The sequence below is a fragment of the Virgibacillus aidingensis genome (assembly GCF_010994035.1).
In the GTDB taxonomy this organism is placed as follows: domain Bacteria; phylum Bacillota; class Bacilli; order Bacillales; family Amphibacillaceae; genus Virgibacillus_N.
Window position 1 is genome coordinate 11,368 of record NZ_WIXN01000011.1, and the last position, 17,921, is coordinate 29,288.

At 35.7% G+C, this 17,921-nt stretch carries 17 protein-coding genes and 1 pseudogene; 11 read left to right on the forward strand and 7 right to left on the reverse strand.

Annotated elements, in window-relative coordinates; genetic code table 11:
* Positions 1-14: 14 nt before the first annotated feature.
* Entirely contained in the window at positions 15-1,292 is a 1,278-nt protein-coding gene (locus GHD25_RS10780; RefSeq protein ID WP_041844656.1) for an MFS transporter, read from the forward strand.
* 260 nt (positions 1,293-1,552) lie between these two features.
* Here the strand turns inward: GHD25_RS10780 and GHD25_RS10785 are convergent, their stop codons facing one another.
* The 5 genes and pseudogenes from GHD25_RS10785 to GHD25_RS10805 all read right to left on the reverse strand — a co-directional run bounded on the left by GHD25_RS10785 (position 1,553) and on the right by GHD25_RS10805 (position 4,874).
* Positions 1,553-1,843: a transposase family protein gene (locus GHD25_RS10785; protein ID WP_164216697.1), complete on the reverse strand. Its 291-nt coding sequence runs from the start codon at positions 1,841-1,843 to the stop codon at positions 1,553-1,555.
* A 115-nt stretch (positions 1,844-1,958) separates the two neighbouring features.
* Complete coding sequence (locus GHD25_RS10790) at positions 1,959-2,855, reverse strand: DUF2268 domain-containing putative Zn-dependent protease (RefSeq protein WP_164216699.1); 897 nt, start codon at positions 2,853-2,855, stop codon at positions 1,959-1,961.
* A pseudogene (locus GHD25_RS10795) lies at positions 2,839-3,610 on the reverse strand (MerR family transcriptional regulator). Before GHD25_RS10795 ends, GHD25_RS10790 begins: the two are co-directional and overlap by 17 nt.
* 645 nt (positions 3,611-4,255) lie before the next feature.
* Positions 4,256-4,654: a hypothetical protein gene (locus GHD25_RS10800; RefSeq protein WP_040037946.1), complete on the reverse strand. Its 399-nt coding sequence runs from the start codon at positions 4,652-4,654 to the stop codon at positions 4,256-4,258.
* A complete protein-coding gene (locus GHD25_RS10805) occupies positions 4,644-4,874 on the reverse strand; it encodes a helix-turn-helix transcriptional regulator (RefSeq protein ID WP_164216701.1) in 231 nt (76 codons plus the stop codon). The genes GHD25_RS10800 and GHD25_RS10805 overlap by 11 nt, the downstream gene beginning before the upstream one ends.
* Before the next feature lie 219 nt (positions 4,875-5,093).
* Here GHD25_RS10805 and GHD25_RS20410 point away from each other — a divergent pair, with 219 nt between their 5' ends.
* Both GHD25_RS20410 and GHD25_RS10810 read left to right on the forward strand, forming a co-directional pair.
* On the forward strand, positions 5,094-5,429 hold the full coding sequence (locus tag GHD25_RS20410; protein WP_462943617.1) for a transposase: 336 nt from the start codon (positions 5,094-5,096) through the stop codon (positions 5,427-5,429).
* Positions 5,377-6,255 carry an IS3 family transposase gene (locus tag GHD25_RS10810; RefSeq protein WP_462943646.1) on the forward strand — a complete coding sequence of 293 codons (879 nt, stop codon included), beginning with the start codon at positions 5,377-5,379 and terminating at the stop codon, positions 6,253-6,255. Before GHD25_RS20410 ends, GHD25_RS10810 begins: the two co-directional genes overlap by 53 nt.
* A gap of 375 nt (positions 6,256-6,630) precedes the next feature.
* On the opposite strand, the gene drcB is transcribed toward GHD25_RS10810, so the two are convergent.
* Together drcB and drcA are read right to left on the reverse strand one after the other, a co-directional pair.
* A complete protein-coding gene (gene drcB / locus GHD25_RS10815) occupies positions 6,631-8,556 on the reverse strand; it encodes a daptomycin efflux ABC transporter permease DrcB (protein ID WP_164216703.1) in 1,926 nt (641 codons plus the stop codon).
* Positions 8,543-9,310 carry a daptomycin efflux ABC transporter ATP-binding protein DrcA gene (drcA, locus tag GHD25_RS10820; RefSeq protein WP_164216705.1) on the reverse strand — a complete coding sequence of 256 codons (768 nt, stop codon included), beginning with the start codon at positions 9,308-9,310 and terminating at the stop codon, positions 8,543-8,545. The genes drcB and drcA overlap by 14 nt, the downstream gene beginning before the upstream one ends.
* 205 nt (positions 9,311-9,515) lie before the next feature.
* On the opposite strand from drcA, the gene GHD25_RS10825 reads away from it, so the two are divergent.
* The 8 genes from GHD25_RS10825 to GHD25_RS10860 all read left to right on the forward strand — a co-directional run bounded on the left by GHD25_RS10825 (position 9,516) and on the right by GHD25_RS10860 (position 17,859).
* Positions 9,516-10,187 (forward strand): response regulator transcription factor, encoded by a 672-nt coding sequence (locus GHD25_RS10825; protein WP_164216707.1) that lies wholly within the window; start codon positions 9,516-9,518, stop codon positions 10,185-10,187.
* Positions 10,184-11,209 carry a sensor histidine kinase gene (locus GHD25_RS10830; protein WP_164216709.1) on the forward strand — a complete coding sequence of 342 codons (1,026 nt, stop codon included), beginning with the start codon at positions 10,184-10,186 and terminating at the stop codon, positions 11,207-11,209. The genes GHD25_RS10825 and GHD25_RS10830 overlap by 4 nt, the downstream gene beginning before the upstream one ends.
* Before the next feature lie 998 nt (positions 11,210-12,207).
* Positions 12,208-12,570: a hypothetical protein gene (locus GHD25_RS10835; RefSeq protein ID WP_164216711.1), complete on the forward strand. Its 363-nt coding sequence runs from the start codon at positions 12,208-12,210 to the stop codon at positions 12,568-12,570.
* 61 nt (positions 12,571-12,631) lie between these two features.
* A complete protein-coding gene (locus tag GHD25_RS10840; protein ID WP_276207822.1) occupies positions 12,632-13,342 on the forward strand; it encodes a response regulator transcription factor in 711 nt (236 codons plus the stop codon).
* On the forward strand, positions 13,342-14,412 hold the full coding sequence (locus tag GHD25_RS10845; RefSeq protein WP_164216713.1) for a sensor histidine kinase: 1,071 nt from the start codon (positions 13,342-13,344) through the stop codon (positions 14,410-14,412). Before GHD25_RS10840 ends, GHD25_RS10845 begins: the two co-directional genes overlap by 1 nt.
* 96 nt (positions 14,413-14,508) lie before the next feature.
* The gene (locus GHD25_RS10850) at positions 14,509-15,393 is read left to right on the forward strand and encodes an ABC transporter ATP-binding protein (protein WP_164216715.1); all 885 of its coding nucleotides are present in this window, start codon (positions 14,509-14,511) and stop codon (positions 15,391-15,393) included.
* A complete protein-coding gene (locus GHD25_RS10855) occupies positions 15,386-16,954 on the forward strand; it encodes a hypothetical protein (protein WP_164216717.1) in 1,569 nt (522 codons plus the stop codon). The genes GHD25_RS10850 and GHD25_RS10855 overlap by 8 nt, the downstream gene beginning before the upstream one ends.
* 59 nt (positions 16,955-17,013) lie before the next feature.
* On the forward strand, positions 17,014-17,859 hold the full coding sequence (locus tag GHD25_RS10860; RefSeq protein ID WP_164216719.1) for a DUF4097 family beta strand repeat-containing protein: 846 nt from the start codon (positions 17,014-17,016) through the stop codon (positions 17,857-17,859).
* Positions 17,860-17,921 lie beyond the last annotated feature (62 nt).

Consider the following 17,921-nt stretch of genomic DNA (forward strand, 5'->3'; position numbering starts at 1 on the left):
GGGGAAAGAGTTGGATGGATATTGTTAAGAACAGAAATTATTTACTTTTATTAATCGGTAGGGTTGTAACAAATATAGGGGACAGTTTGTATTATGTCACTACAATGTGGCTCGTTTATAAGCTGGGTGGAAATGCATTTTACACAGGACTTGCGGGATTTCTAACGCTTTTGCCTGCCTCATTACAGTTTATTACCGGTCCTTTTGTAGATCAATGGCAAGTAAAAAAAACGTTAATCGTTACCCAACTACTTCAAACATTATTGATTTTCTTAATTCCAATCACATACTATTTTGACTTGTTAACAGTTCAGCTTGTATTAATCATTATGCCAATCGCTTCATTTATTCAGCAATTCGCTTATCCATCACAAACAAAGGCATTACCTATCATTTTGGAAAAAAAGCACTTAATTAAAGGTAATTCTTATTTTGCTTTTGCCTATCAAGGAATTGATCTAGTGTTTAATGCTATTTCAGGTATTCTTGTCACTTTTTTTGGAGTAGTTTTGTTATATCTAGCCGATTCCATTATTTTTGCGATGGCAGCAATATTGTTTAGTTTGATACAATTGCCTAGAAAGGTTGAACAAAAAGATAGCAGAACTGGAAAACAGAAGATTTTGCAATATATTACTGACTTAAAGGAAGGATTTCGTGTTGTTTATCGTTCATTAATTGCTGTATTTTTAATTGGTTCGATTGTTGCAAATTTTTGTATCGGGGCTGCTATGGCAATTTTGCCATCCCTTGCAGATGTACGAGGAGGTCCGATGTTTTACGGTTTTTATTTGGCAGCTATGTCTGTTGGTGGATTAGTTGGTGCATTATGCGGATCGTGGATGGGAAGATTTCGGTTAGGTATTTTTGTAACAATATCCTTTTGTTTTAGTGCACTATTGTGGATCCTTGCAGCAATTTTTCCGATTACATCTATCGCTATAGTATGTTTTGCACTTGCATGGATTCCCATTGGTGGTACAAATGTCATTTTTGCAACAACGTTACAAACCGTAGTTCCACACGAACTCTTGGGTCGTATAAATACAGTATCTGGTAGTATGAGTGCGATTGCTATGCCAATTGGTTCCATAGTTGGTGGTTATGTTGCTAGTGTAACCAGTAGTACTCTAACATTTTCTTTTGCAGGGTTAGGATTTCTATTTGTTTCTATCGTTTGGCTTTTACATTCACGCTTAAGAAGATTACCGAAGTTAGCAATGCTTACAGGAGATTTAATGGGAATTCACATAAATAAGCCTTCATTGACGGCGGAAGGTAAAGATTACTAACTGATATAACCGAACGATCTTTCTCCTTCAGTGGATTCTACTAATCGATTGGTCTCCCCTGTACTGGAATGAGTAATAGATAGAGGTAGCAAGTACCATATGATATTTATACGTCATTTATCGCTTCGTAGGGAGTTTATTCTGTTTAAACGCCACATAGGCATTTGAATTCCTTTTTATGCTATATACAACATCTTTTTTGTCCTCAATTAGTTATTAAATATAAAATTCTGGTTGCTTGCTCCTTGAACCCAATTAAATTAGCCTATTAGTAACAGAACGCCCTTCATCAATATCTGGGATACATTCAAAGAATGTATCCCCACACCCATTACATTTTTAACGAAGATGCCAACTCGTTTAGCATGCATCGGCAAATCAAAGAATAATTGTTCCTTTTTACCATGCTTATATAGATTAGCAACTGTACCACATTTGGGGCAATAAGAAGGAGATGGCAATGTAGTTTCAACTAAGAACCTATAATCATATTCACTCTCCTTCATATCAAGAATCTTAAAACTTGGTAGATTGAGCATATTAATTGTCATTATTCCATTTCCCTTTGTTTTATTGAGCATTTAATAAGAAAATCATATGAATTGCAGTTAAATAAGAAAGGCATTACTTAGCTATCGCAGTAATGCCTTCATTAGTACAAACAGGTTATTTAGAAAACAGTCCACAATTGCTTAGTATTTCATCTGTGCCAAGTAAGGTAGCTTCTACTATCCCCACATTATTGGTTTCCATGAAAGATTGTACTGCTTGGTAGCCTACTGCATAACCAGCAAATGGTGATAAGCCAACAGGTTGATAGCCTTGTTCTTTTGCAATGGTATCACCAAACATATAACTGCTGACCTCAGCAAACCCTTTAATATCTAAAGCATCCTTTATAACTTCTTTTGAATATTCCAAGTCCTCTTTATCAAAAGATGTAATCCAAGGTCCTAAAAGATCTTCTCCATAAAGTTCTTTTGCAAATGACTCAGCTAAACCCTCTATAATTAAGTAATCACCAACGGTAACGTCTCCATGATCCCAATCAAAATATGAAAAACGGATATTATGATGGAATTCATGTGCAATTACAGCAGGAATCCTTGGAATATTATAGGAGTTTGGGTAAATAGATACTTGAATAAACCCTGGAATTCCTCCAAAACCACAATAACCTTTTTGTAATTCGAGCTTCTTCGGGTCAGCTATATACATACCAAATCTCAATTCATCAGCATTAATATTTATATTATTTTTTTCAATAAAAATAATACAATGATTTAAAGTGCTATGTGCTGTTTGAAGAGCCTGAATTTCTTTTAAACTTTCTAATGCTTGTCTTCCAATTTGAGTATCTGATACATTAAGATAACCAAGCATATTTGTAGCCATTATTACATCATACCCATTAGGTTGCTTAGCCTTTAATGGAACATTAATCATATTCCACATCTTTTCAAAGGGCTTCATCATTGAGTACCGATAAAAATTTTCTTTATCTTCTTCCATTGAAAACAATTTTTCGTATTGTTCAATGGTATCCTCAATTATTATTTTCATTGCTACCACCTCTTATTTGATTATTCGTAAAGACCTTCATCGCCTCAATCATGAGTTTTGCTAAACCCTCACCATACTGATCTATATTTTTTGTGAAACGTTCATCATTAATATAGAGTTGACCTAATCCATAAAAGGTATCAAGGGAGTAGTTACTAAAGTTTTTATTTAAAAAGTCATACCATTCTTTAATTGTTGGTTGTACCTTTTAGGATTTGGGGCATTGATCACGAAGCCATGCAAGTTTATTGAAGATCATATCCCATCTATAAGGTAAATCATTTTGTTCATCTTGGACAATCCTTTAGTTTTGTGTATATCTCATCGATAGATTTATTTCCCCAACGGCAACGAGCCTCTTTTTCAAATTTGTTGAATCCAACATTAATTCCCTCAAACCTCTCTTCATTCGTCATTTGTATTTCTCCCGCCATATGTTTAATCGTCTTATCAATGGTTTCAATCATTTTATCGACTTTATTTCGTTTCTCAATCAACATTTTTCGTTGTAAAATCAATGCTTCTTGTCGGTTAAATGAGGGGCTGTTAATAATCTTTTTAATTTCCTTTAAGGTGAATCCAAGTTCCTTGAAAAATAAAATTTGTTGTAATGTTTCAAGGTTTTCTTCTGAATAGAGCCGATAACCAGAATCAGTGATTTCTTTTGGGGACAACAATCCAATCTGATCATAATGATGAAGTGTACGAATACTAACACCAACCAATTCTGCCACTTCTTTTACCTTCATATCCATCACTTTGCGCCTCCTTCAATTACTACTATAAAGTATTACGTTACGTTAAAGTCAATAGAATGAAGATACTTTATGAAAAGGGATTTTGTATTGAAATATTGGGATGAAGTAACAGACCACGTGATAACAGGAAACTATGGTGTCGATTTTTCCACACTTATTAAGAAATTGGAAAAGGGAGACTTATAAGCCCTTTTCCACCACAAAATCCGAATACCCATTTTTTTGAAATATACCCATTCCCTTACATACGCCTATACTGATTAATATTAATCAGCCCCAATTTAGCCCCAAATACGTTCATTTTCATGCTTTAGCCTAAAAAATCAAGAAAAGTAAAAAAGCCTCGAATCCTTGATATAACAAGGTCTCTAAGGCTTTTAATACGGTGCTTTGCAAAGCAATTTCCCTAACGTGAGTAATCAAAAAGTTAATTTGGATGATATTCACCATCTAGAAAATAATACAAGAACGTACTACAAAGAGCGATACATAAAGGAAAATGACTTGGAACAAAAATTAATTGTCACCTATTCACCTCTTTACCAACGGTACCAATCGTCCATTCGGGAAAAACAAATTGAACGAGTGATTTTAAAAAAGTATTTGGACCATTCTAAAATAATTTTCTTTTTGAAAAGAAGATTAGTCTTTCATAAATCTTCTGGCAACCATAAATTGAACGATTGGAAATATGATAACTCCAATACAAAATGCAGAAAGCAAAAAGATACTGCCTAAATCAGATTCATTTATTTGACTGTATACAAACCAAAGAACAAATAGAAAAGCTATTAGAATATAGTAACTTATCTTTCCACTTATATTCTTAATTTGTTGGCCCATTTCATCTTCTTCAGCTTTTGAATCATCGCCCCATGTTGCTGAATAAAAGAATGTTAAAATAACAACAACCCATAGCAGAATATCAGGTGCTGGATTTTCACTATCATTTAAAAAATCTATAATATATAACCCTAAAAATAAAAGGGTGATAACACTTAAAACAATGCCAGTTAATACTTTTAGTTTTTTATTTCTCATTAGATTCCTCCTCGCTTTTGCTTTCTGCCAACTGAAATTGAAACAGCTCATCCACTGTTATATCTAGGATAGCTGCGATTTTAAATGCAAGAACAAGACTTGGATCATACTTATTATTTTCAATAGCATTTATTGTTTGTCTGGACACATCACATTTATTAGCAAGAAGTTCTTGTGACATTTTCTGTGTTTTACGTAATTCCCTGATACGATTTAACATTAGATGCCCGTTCCTCCCTCCTTTTTGTCAAACATATTTTACATTTTTAATTATATTATGCAGCAAACAAAATGTCAAACATCTTATACATATAGTGATTGTAAGATAAATGAAACCTTGATCAGAGGAGAAATTTTGAAACATTAACTTATAAGCCCCTTAATGAACTTGGACAGTAAGAGTAATCTTTACTATACTGCTACCAAGGAGGGCTTCATCATGACAAGAACAAAACATTCGAAAGAATTTAAAATACAAGTGATCAAAGAAGTACTGGAAACCGGGAAAACATCCATCGTGGCTCGCCGTTACGAATTAAATGCCAACATGGTTAGCCGCTGGGTTCGAGAATACAAAGATGGCAAATTTGGCGATGTAGACATTGCAACTGTTCCACATCTTGATTCAAAACAACTGTCCAATGAAAATGAACAACTAAAGAAACTGCTAGGCGAGAAAGATCTTGAAATTGCCATTCGGGCAAGGCTATTCGATCTCATTGGTGCTAAGAATCATCGGAATTCCACGTTCCACGTATTATTATCAAAAAAATGACCGCGTGGAACAGAAACAAGCGAGTGAGGGACGTCCGGCACCAGGTTACTCCTTCAAAGAGGATGGTCAAAAAATATCCGATGAACAAATTAAAGAAATCATACTCGAAGAAATTGCAGGTGATGCGTATAACTATGGCTATCGCAAGTTAACCAAGCTGCTTCGCCGGAAGTACCATATCGTCATCAACAAGAAAAAAGGATACCGTCTATGCAAGGAATTAGACATCTTACGACCGCAGCGTCAAAAGAACGTCTCATACCCTAGAAAGCTAGCGAAAAACCGCACCATTACTGAGTCCAATCAACTATGGGAGGCTGACATTAAATACGGTTTTATCGAAGGGGAAGATCGCTTTTTCTTTGTCATGTCGATCATCGATGTGTATGATCGGGGCATTGTGGACTATCATATGGGCTTAAGCTGCACAGCTAAAGATGTAACGCAATCCTTACATCGAGCATTATTTAAACGCCAACAGTTTAATAAACAAGAAAAGCTTGTGATTCGAACAGACAATGGACCACAGTTTATTTCTCATACCTTTCAGGAGTTCTGTGAAAAAGCCGAATTAGAGCACGAGAGAATTCCACCTAAAACACCAAATATGAATGCTCATATTGAATCGTTTCACAGGATCTTTGAAGATGACTGTCTATCAAGATATAAATTTGAAACCTATGCACAAGCTTATGAAGCGGTCACTGATTTTATGGTGTTTTACAACGAAAGACGTATGCATTCAAGTATACTGGACTTATCCCCAAAAGAATTTTATGAAAAACAAATGAGGGATAACCTAAAAATCAAAGAGATACGGCTGTAATTCCCCCTTTCCATGTTCTCGTCCGTTTGTCCTAACCATTATTTCAGCGATTTCTGGAATGGAATCAAGGGCGACGAAAGGAGGGCGAAGCCTTTACCCTTGATGGAATGGAAGAAATCGCTAAGCTTGACAAAGGACAAAAGGACAATGAAAACCATGAAAATCTAAGAAAAAGCTAGATTAAGATAGATACTGTCCAAAATTAGGGGGTTAATCCGTTAATACAGCTAGGATGTTGTTTAATAAGCGTCTCTTTTCTTTTTAAACTATAGCGTGATACTTTAACAATCGGGTCAGATTCCGGAGTAATAACGAATTTCCTAACAAAGGATATATAACAAAACACCTCCCGAACATTCGAGAGATGTTTCGCTCTTATTTGTTTACAATGCGATTGTACGTATTAACAGTTAATACATAATAGACTGCATAGATGATAACAAAAAAGACTATAGCCGTTAGAATAGGGACAATGAGATTGATTCCAATGAGATTAGACATAAAGTTGCTGGTAAAGTACAATGTCACACAACTGTGCAATATTCCTACGGTTAGTGGCAATCCGAACACAAATAATGACTGCTTTTTGATGGATTTACGTATATCCTTTCTACTGACACCGATTTTACGAAGGATTTCATAGTGTCCTTTTGCTTCATACGCTTCTGTTAACTGTTTGAAATAAATGATACTTCCAGTTGCTGCTAAAAATACTAGCCCCAAAAATCCGAAAATAAAGAGAGTAATTGCGTTTCCTTCTTTACCTTGCTTATACTCCGTATAAAATGATGAAGAAACTTGAAAATCGTTTCCAACCAGTTTATTTACTTTCTTTGATGTGGCTTGTGCCGTTACTTCATTTTCCACTTCATACACTTTATAAGTTAATGGAGCCTCTTTTTTGGCTATCTCAGCAAACATTTCGTTACTGACTACGAGAAAGAAATCGGGATAATCGAAAGGTAGCACATTACTTTCAACCATATGAACAAATGGCAGTTTGCTGCTTCCTTGAGGCAATTGAATCGTTATATTTTCTCCTTTAAAAACCGACTTCGTATATTCAGTAAACCTTGGCTGGATTACTGCTGCTTGATTTCTTGATAGTGAGACTGTTTCATCCTTATTTAAAGCATTCGCTGCTTTATTAAATGTACTTTCTGAGATCAATTGCACAGGATTTATGTCATAATCCAGTTGAAATGAGAGTATTCCTTTTACCTGAATGACGGGTATGTCTAGTTGGGCTTTTATTGGATGTCGATGATCTGCTTTTATTATGCTCTCCACCTGCGAATCAAATTCTGGACCTTTTGACAAATGCGAATAGCTGAATGGAACAACTTCCTCAGCTCTTTTTTCGTTGCTGTAATAACCACTGTAAGTTGCACCTAAGAAACAGATCGTTGCAGAACTCAACAATGCAATGACTGTAAAGGTACGTGCATTCCCTCTAATACGAAACAGTAAGCGAGATGTTTCAATTATTCTAGTTCCTCTGTAATAACGTGATTTATTTCTTTGTGATAATCTTAATAAATAGACCGTTACAGATTGAAAAAATAAATGGGTGCCAATGAAGAGAGCAACAAAGGCAATACCATAATTTTTCATTAAATATTCCGTAGTAAATTCGTCAGGAAATGGCTTTAATATCAGCCAGTAACTAACTACAAGCAATAAAACTCCGATAACAGCCGAAATAAGTGAAACCTTTGGAATTTGTTCTCCTTTTTTCTCAGCATAGAATAATTCGATTAATTTAAAACGATAAATCAAACGGTAACCTTGAACGGAAGTGAATAAAATAATGACCATAAAGACTATGACCGTTTGGGTAATCGCTAGGAAGGAAATACCGAAGTCCACATCGGCAGTTGAACCCATAAGTTTTATTAAAATCATTGCAAATAATTTGGAAAGTAAGGTTCCAAGAATAATTCCAATGACTAATGCAATGATTCCCATAACCAAATTTTCATAAAACAACATTTTTGCAATGGTTTTCTTGCGTAAACCAAGTATGGCGTACAATCCGACTTCTTTCTTCCTTTTTCTTGTGAAGAATGAATTGGAGTACAAAATAAAGATTGCTACGAATAAAATTAAGATAATTGATGATACCCCAAACATGAAACTCATTGTATCCGACAATTCAATGCTTTCCTGAATTTTTTCGCTATATTGCAAGGAAGTGAACGTATAATAAATAACCATGCTGAATACGAGCGTAACAAAATAGACAAAATAATTATTGAAATTACCTTTAATATTTTTCCTTGCTAAACTAAATAACGTCATTTGCTCCACCCCCCAGTGCGGATAGAACATCCAACACCTTGTTGAAAAATTCTTTGCGGGATCTTTTCCCTTTCACAAGTTCTGTGAAGATTTTACCGTCTTTAATAAATAGGACGCGATTACAATAACTTGCCGCATAAGCATCATGGGTAACCATTAAAATGGTTGCCTTGTCTTGTTCATTTAGATCCTTTAAACTTTCTAACAAGTCTGTTGCTGATTTCGAATCCAACGCACCTGTTGGTTCATCTGCCAATATTAGGCTTGGCTTTGAAATAATCGCTCGCGAAGCTGCCGTGCGTTGCTTTTGTCCACCAGAAATTTGATACGGGTACTTATTTAAAATGTCGCGAATTCCAAATTTATCTGCCACTTCATCTGCTCTTCGTTCCAATTCTTTAATGTTCAATTTTGCCAAGGCTAACGGCAAGATAATATTTTCTTTCACAGTTAAAGTATCTAATAAATTATAGTCTTGGAAAAGGAAACCAAGTTTGTCACGGCGAAAGGCAGATAATTGTTCTTCATTCATCTTTGTCAAATTGATTCCGTCAACCACGATGTTACCCGTAGTCGGCTCGTCAATAGTTGCCAATATATTTAGTAAAGTTGATTTACCAGCACCCGAGGGTCCCATAATACCGACGAATTCACCTTCCATGACCGTTAAGTCTATATCCTCCAAAGCTGAAAATACATTTCCCTTTGCACCATAGACTTTTTTTATTTGTTTTGCTTCGACTACAATATTCATATATAAATCCTCCATTCAGAGCTGTTTTTTCTACAATTTAATTGTACAATAGGAAACCTTAATATAAACTTACAGCTTGATCTCGTAACCTTACATTTTCGTCACATTGATAAAAAATATATTAAACACGATGTTTTCTTTGTATGTTGGTCGATATTCAATTAATATGATGTTAAAGAAGGATGATTGTTTGGAGGGAAGAGGAATGAAAATCATGATTGTGGAAGATGATTTGACCATTCGTGATATGGTAGGGGAAACATTAGAAAAGTGGGGTTTTGAAACCGTTAAGATCGAAGAATTTGACCAAATCATGCAGGTATTTCTTAATCATGATCCTCACCTAGTCATCATGGATATCAATTTGCCATCGTTTGACGGATTTTACTGGTGTAATAAAATCAGAGAAATTTCAAAGGTCCCTATGATTTTTCTCTCTTCCCGTGATACACCAATGGATATAGTAATGTCGATGAACATGGGTGGGGATGATTATATTCAAAAACCTTTCTATATGGATGTATTGATAGCGAAAATGAATGCGCTCCTTCGCAGGACCTATTCATACTTGGAAACACATTCTAAGACAATGGAACATGACGGAATTGTATTAAACCTTGATGACGGAGAGGTCTTACATGGAGATCAAAAATCAGATCTCACGAAAACGGAATTTCTTATTCTGAAAATCCTCATGCAAAACAAAGGTACCATTGTAAATCGAAGGAAAATGATGCGAAGCCTTTGGAAGGATGAAAATTTTGTGGACGAAAATACATTGACGGTTAATATTGCTCGTTTGCGTAAAAAGCTTGGCGAACTTGGAAAAGAATACTTCATTACGACTAAGAAAGGACAAGGTTATATTATCCAATGAGTTTCATTCAATATCTAAAAGATAAACGGAATTTCTTTATATTATATGTGATCGTTATGTTCTTTGTTTCTTTGATGATGTTTGTAAGCGCACATTCCAGACACGCTGTCAATGATATTGTCTATATCAATGTGGTTATCTTTTTTATTGTGGCTATTTATGTAATCATCGAATACTATTTTAATAGGGAGTTTTATCTGGAATTACATGATTTGGTTGAAAGTAGCCATGAAGAATTTCTCGCAACTCTTCCTAAACCGCGAAACAATGAACAACAGATTTATCTTGAATTATTAAAAAAAGTAAATGGTATGCATGGCGATCAACTACAAAAGTTGTATAACGAAAAACGCGATCATCAAGATTTTATTACATCTTGGATTCATGAAGTTAAGGTTCCGATTGCGGCAGGTCGCTTGCTTATGGAAAACAGTAATGGAAGAACTGTTGAATCCCTTGTGGACAAGTTTGAAGATGAGTTGGATAAAATCGAAAATTACGTGGAGCAGGCTCTTTATTATTCTCGCATTGATTCGTTTTCCAAAGATTATTTTATTTCCGAGGTAGCGTTGGATCAAATCGTTAAAAACAGTGTAAAGAAATATGCCAAATCCTTTGTTAACAAGCAAATTCGTTTTCATATGGATGATATGGAGCAGGTTGTCCATACCGACAGTAAATGGCTCGGATTTATCATAGACCAAGTTTTTTCAAATGCTTTAAAATATACAGATGAAGGCGGGGAAATCTCCGTACAATTTAAGGAAGATCGAAAAGAAAAGCGGCTGCTGATTCAAGATACAGGCATTGGGATTAAGCTGGAAGATATCAGCCGCGTATTTGAAAAAGGATTTACAGGATCTATTGGGAGAAGTCATTCCAAATCTACCGGGATAGGCCTTTACCTTGCAAAACAAATGGCCCTTAAATTAGGACATGACCTCTCCATTCAATCGGAAGAAGGCAAATATACGAGGGTCACCATCCACTTTCCGAAAATCAGAAATTATTATCATCTATAAGTATAATGGTGGGGTTAAAAAATTGGGTAATCGGAAAATAAGTATCAAATTAAAGATGTTCAAGTAGAATAATGTTTATCCCGAGGCTTATAAGAAATAGTAAAATAATTTAGTCAATAGTAAGTGAATTGGGGTAACAAAAGGGTACCGCAATCAAAAATAAGATATAACGCTATTTTGTGTCTATATGTAATAGATATTACAGACGATAATAATATGGGCGGTATGATATAATAAACACATTTTCACAAATTGAAATAGCCCCAGATTTACCCCTACTGGACAAACTCTCACTATATTTCATAGTTTGAATCAGTATGAGATATTCTCCTTATATTGTTCTATCTCTATTAGCATAAGAAAAATCAAAGGAGTTGTGTAATAAACTCACACCTTAAAAGTGAAAAAAAAGCGATTATATCAACATTTGTTGGATTTTTGCTTATTGTGTCCCTTCTCACTTTATATGTATCAACAGAAATAAATAGTATTATGTTTTGTTTGGCTGTGAATAGCTTTTTTGAACAGACTGATTATGGAGCAATTAAAAAAAGATTAATACATAGCAACTATCGGAAGAATATCACAGTAAAAAAACAAATAATCTTCCTGAATTTATACGCATAATGGGGTGTTTCTATTTTTGACTAGGAAGCACCTTTTTTTGTGGTGTTAGGACATAGATGACCCCCTCTATCTGTTTGGAAGAGAAGGTTATGGTTCCTCCAAGTCATTTTACTTTAGTCCATTTTATCCCCATTTTATGAACATGTGAACTAGCCCTAGCTTAGGATTCATTTTGTTACAAGCCGTCTAATTCAGTTGGTTTTTAGATAGTGTGCTATATATTTTGTTGGTGTATTATATTGATAATCAGGGAAATAAAAACTATCGTATGTATATATGATTAACCTAAATAAAAAATTTTTATACGACCGGGGTAGATAGTGTATAAGAGATTTATAAATTGTTGCATTATTTAAAAGGGAGGTTCACATATGAAAACTGTTAGCCAAGAAATCCAGGATTTGTCTATTAAATCCTTGGAGTCTACTTTTAATAAGCTTTCAAATGCTTATAAAAGCTTGACCGACAAGGGTTCAAATACAACCCTTGTCAAAAAGAGACGAAGTGCCGTTAAAATCGGTTTACGAAGCCTAAAGGATGCTTGCAATGGAGGAGGTTTTTTCTATGATGAAAAAATCATATTGACTTCTAAAGATATACTAGAAGACATCATTCCATCTATTGAAAAACAGATAACAAAGGCAAAAGAAGGTAGTTCTCAAAAAACATTAAATGAGCGTCGTTTAATTGCGTTTAAACTGGCAATCGAATCCTTGGAGAACCGTATTAAATAATTCTCTTCTGTGATTTTTAAGTGATAGAAAGCAAGTTTAGTTTACAAAGGAGGATTCTGTTTTGGATGATAAAATATTATTAGTGGACGATGAAAAAGGAATTTTGACAATGTTGGAAAATCTTTTAAATCAGGAGGGCTATACTCAAATCGCAACGGCATCATCTGGGAATGAAGCCTTACATTTGGTTGAGAATGTGGCTTTTGATTTAATTGTCCTTGACGTTATGCTGCCGGATATTGATGGATTTGAATTGTGCCAACAAATTAGAAAAATAACATCAGTTCCAATCCTGTTTTTGACAGCGCTCACTGGAGATCTTGATAAATTAATGGGGCTTGGAATCGGTGGGGATGATTATATCACCAAGCCATTTAACCCTCTTGAAGTAGCAGCAAGGATACGGGCCCAACTACGGAGACAGAATTTGAATAAGTCCTCTTATGTAGGACAGGAGGAGGAAATCCTGGATTTTGGTGTTTTTACCGTTCACAAAAGTGCGGGGCAATTAATTGTGAATGGCTTTGATCGACATTGCACGGCTAAGGAATTTGAACTGCTTGTATTTTTGTGTGAGCATCCGAATCGAATTTTTACCGCTCAACAATTATATGAACAGGTTTGGGGATCCGCTCTTCAGGGTGACGAAAAAACAGTGGTTATTCATATCTCCAAACTTCGAAAAAAGATTGAGAAGGACCCCGCCAATCCTGGTATTCTTGTTAATATTAGAGGGCTAGGCTATAAATTTGTGCCACCATGTAAAGGTTGATGACTATGAAAGTAATGCTACGTATCGTCGTTTATTTAATTTTAACTTTTGTGTTAATGTTTGTTTTTACGAGTTTCGTTCTGGCAGTAGTAAGTATTCTTTTGCCAGAATTGATGGAAAAGGGTGCTACACCTCTCGTAATTTTAGGTTCGATATATTTCATATCCCTTATTATTTATGGCTGGTACATAGGGAAACCAATTTACTATATGATTCAATGGATTCATCATTTAGCCAATGGAAACTATTATCCGCCTGTTCAGCATAATAATATCTATTCAAAAAAAACACATAAATTAAAGGGCCCTTATCGAGTATATAAAGAATTAATTGATCACCTTGAAACCTTAACACAAACCTTAGAAAACAACCATAGGGAACGGGAAAAGTTGGATCGAATGAAAAAAGAATGGATTGCCGGCATTTCTCATGATTTAAAAACTCCACTCACTTACATAACAGGTTATTCAACCATGCTATTGTCAAACCGGTTTCAATGGAGTGAAGAAAAACAAGAACAGTTCCTATTGGAAATCCACGGAAAAGCGGAACATATGAATGAGCTCATTCAAGATTTAAATTTGTCATTCCGACTGGAAGGGGCACACTTTCCTTTAGAAACGGAGAACAAGGATGTAGTGGAACTTGTTCGCCGTACTGTTGCTGATGTAGCCAGTGCTCCGTGGGCAAATGGCTATCACCTTTCTTTTGAAACAGTTGAAACTCAACTTGATATGCAAATCGATCCTAAACTTTTTCAACGGGCTCTTCGAAATTTGCTTGTTAATTCGGTTACACATAATCCTAAAGGGACACGAATTAGAGTAACCCTTCAAAAGTTGACAGATCTCAAGATCACCATCGAAGATAACGGGAAAGGAATGGACAAGGAAACAATTGACCATTTGTTTCGTAAATATTATCGGGGAACATCCACCGATGCAATATTGGAAGGAACAGGCTTAGGAATGGCTGTTGCTCAACAGTTAATTTCTGCCCATAACGGGGACATCCGCGTAAAAAGTCGTATAAATGAAGGAACTACAATGCAAGTTTTGCTGCCTCTATAGAAATAATTTCGATTTTGCTTGCTGTTTACTTAGATTTTACTCTCATTCGTTATAATTATTCTGGAAACATCCAGTTGAGTGAAAGGAGAATGATTAATGGAATTAATGATTGATCAAGTAAGTAAAAATTATGGAAATAAGCAAGCACTTACTGATTTCAGTTTATGTTTGAAGTCTGGTGTCCTAGGTTTACTTGGACCCAATGGAGCGGGTAAAACTACTCTAATGAAAATCCTCGCTACATTAATGCGCGCAACAGATGGAAAAGTTACATTAGATGGGATGAACATTGTAAATAATCCTAAAGAAATAAGAAAAAACCTTGGTTATTTACCTCAAGATTTTGGGATTTACCCGAATTTGAACGTGATTGAATTTCTTGAATATATGGCTGCCGTTAAAGGATTGCCTATGAAGTTAGCAAGACAACGCATTCAAGATCTTCTTGACGCGTTGAATCTGGCTCAGGACGCTAAACGAAGGATAGGTGGTTTTTCGGGAGGAATGAAACAGCGTATCGGTATCGCGCAGGCTCTTTTAAATGATCCAAAACTTCTCATCGTTGATGAACCGACTGTTGGCCTTGATCCCGAAGAACGTATTCGATTTCGCAACCTCTTAGCGAATTTGGCCTCTGGGCGGATTATTATCCTATCCACACATATCGTATCTGACGTTGAATCCATTGCTTCTCAAATTGCTATTATGTCTGAAGGCAAATTGTTGCAACATGCTCTACCGGAAGATCTTCTCATTGATGTGGAGCACAAAGTATGGGAGTGCACGGTTCCAAGCAGGCAATTGCCAGAAATTCAACAGTCCCATGTGGTCAGCCGAGTATTTCAACGTAGTGATGGCATGCATGTGCGAATCATCTCTAATCGTCGTCCGTTCCCAGATGCAGAAATGATATCCCCAACTTTAGAGGATGCCTATCTTTATTATATATCTGTAAGAAATGGGGGAACGCGTAATGATTGATAGAATCCAACGTTGTATCACCATCAGCCATTACAATCTAATGCTGATATTGAGATCCTATGGATTTTTAATAATGCTTGGAGTGGTGATTACTCTTGGATATTTCCTTGTACCTCCAGCTGATGCAGGTTACCAAACCATGTATGTAGGTGAAGCACGCAGCATTTACAATTCAGCATGGTTAGGAGCCGTTGCGGCACTTAGCAGTTCACTGTTTCTTTGGCCTTTTGGATTTTACCTTTTAAGAGGGAAGATTTCCGAAGACAGAAAGTTAGGTGTCGGTACGATTCTAGTACCTAGTCCGATGAGTAATTTCCATTATTTGCTTACAAAGCTGATTAGTGTTTTTTTAATACTTGCTGTCATGGCTGGCGTATTAGAATTAGCTTTTATTACTATGCAGTATATTCGGCTTGAGGAGACACAGTTTGTATTACATGATTACCTTTTGCCTTATGTATGGATCGTTCTTCCCTCCCTATGTGTTTTGAGTGCACTAACGATATTGTTTGACATTATCCCTTTTATGAAAGGCGTTATAGGTAATATCGTTTTCTTCAGTATATGGACAGCGGTTAGTGCTTTGAGTTTCTCAGGAGTTGGAAAGATAGATATTTTTGGTTCTCAATTAATGTTCACTGAAATTTTGAATGGAGTACAAGAGGCATTTCCGATGGTAAACGCGACGAACATGAATTTTGGATACCAAACAGTGCAATCTCTATTAATTTTTGATTGGACAGGGATTATATGGACAAAAGACTACGTTACAGAACGTCTATTTTGGTTGTTGATTGGTGCTTTTTTATTTCTAATCTCGGTACTGATTTTCCGAAGGGGCTCTCTTTTGTCTTTAGAAAAGAAAACATCTGTTCAGAATACAAATGGTGGGCTTGAGAAGGATCTAGTAAGGTATCAGCCTAAAGGTAAAGTGATAGAATCTGTCCATATCCAAACTATTGAAGGGGAAAGACAATATTCATTTTATTACATCTTTCGTTCTGAACTGAAGCTCATGTTTAGGGATGTCTCTCTTTGGTGGTATGGAGTAGGGATAATTTTGTTTTTACTTACCATGTTTATTCCATTGACTTCAACGAAAGTGTTTTTATATGTTATTTGGTTATGGCCGATCCCTTTGTTGGCTCCTATAGGGGCGAAAGAAAAAATGTATCGAACAGAGCAACTGTTGTTTTCCAACTGTCCTCCCTATATGCAATTATTTGCTGTCTGGCTTTCAGGGGTATTCGTTTCGTTTCTAATAACCAGTGGTGGAACAGTTCAAATGATAGCAGCAGGTGATTGGAGTTGGCTAAGTGCTTGGCTCATAGCTATTTTCTTTTCACCTACTTTAGCGTTAGCAGCTGGTATATGGGCGGGGACTAGGAAGCTTTATGAGGCCATATTTGTTGTTTGGTGGATTATGGGTCCAGTGCAAAATGCACCCTATTTGGACTTCACAGGGATTCAGGGAAATCAACTCACTTATGTCTATTTACTTTTGACAGCAGGTCTGGCAATCATAGCAATAATGGGGAGAAAGAGACAAATTTTCAACTGATTATTCAACGAGGGACCAAAACACTGACAAGTTAAACTCAAAATAACGGAGGTTGTACCATGAAATGGTTTATCAGAAAATTCCTGACTGTTTTAGTCATTGGAATATTAGCAGTATTGGCATCGGGATGTTTTGGCAATTATTTCAAGAATCAGTCTGAAAAAATAGAATTGAAAGAGACACTTGAAGCTGAAGAGATTAATGAAATTACGATTGATGGCGAATTGGCAGAGATCCACATTCATACACATGACCAAAATAAAATTACAGCAGAAGTAACGGGAAAGACCAGCAACAATTTAGTTACTGATTTTCAAGTTGATACCAGTGGTAAATCTGCTATTATTAAACTATCTCAGGATCAAAAATCTCCAATTTCTTTAAATTTTTCTGAACCGAAGTTAAACGTATATATCCCTGACAAAATGTATGAAACATTAACTTTGCGTACTGCTTTTGGGGATCTCACGTCTGAACAAAAGTTATTATCCAAAAGAATCAATATCAATGCTGATGAAGGGAATATTGTTCTAAACGGTTATCAGGGTGAGGTAATAAAAGGTAATATTAATTTAGGAAATATTACACTCCATAGCATTGATGCATCATTTGATCTCGAAACGGCTGAGGGAGATGTAAACGTCTCTCTTAATACGGGACTAAAAGGCAAGAATCAAATCAATGCCAAGTTTGGAGATGTGAAAATAAAACTTCCGAAGGAACCCGAAATACTTTCATTTGACCTAAGAGCGAAATTCGGCGAGATACATTCTGATTTTTCGTTTGTCGATACCTCAAACAGTGATGATAATGTATTAAAAGGAGAGATTGGACAACCTGCAACGAATAGTCCAACTCTGTCAGTTATTACGGAGAGTGGGCATATTACATTATTAAGGCATTAAACTGCTTTATCTGTTAATAAATGACTGTGTATGCTATGTAAACGTGAAATCAAATATGATGA